Here is a 336-nt window from a genome sequence, read left to right as displayed (position 1 = left end):
CTGGCTGTCGTGGCTCGGGATTCGCGGGCGTGGACGGGTGCGGACCGGGCGTCGGTGCTGGCGGTGGTGCGGGCCTCGGAGGCGGCGTTGGCCGAGGCACGGGCGCACCTGCTGGTCGCGGACCGCGATGCGGGGGACAGTCTGCGGCCGGGGGACCGGTCGTTCGAGGCGGCCCAGGCGCGTTCGATGCGCTCGGGTCTGGGTGAGGCGTCCCGGGTGGTGCGGCAGGCCGACGCCCTGGTCTCGATGGGCACGGTCGCGGCCGGGGTGCGGGCGGGGTCGGTGCCGTTGGGGCACCTCGACGAGCTCGCCCGGGTCGCGAGCTCTGCGACCCCG

At 77.4% G+C, this 336-nt stretch carries 1 protein-coding gene; it reads left to right on the top strand.

Translation table 11 applies throughout. The features are described 5' to 3' along the window. On the top strand, positions 1 to 336 hold a 336-nt coding region (locus tag HP550_RS00160; protein WP_175345577.1), incomplete at both ends, for a hypothetical protein.

This window comes from Cellulomonas humilata (assembly GCF_013359775.1).
Classification (GTDB): domain Bacteria; phylum Actinomycetota; class Actinomycetes; order Actinomycetales; family Cellulomonadaceae; genus Cellulomonas; species Cellulomonas humilata.
Note: the sequence above shows the minus strand (reverse complement) of the source record. Positions and strands in the feature narration are given on the sequence as shown.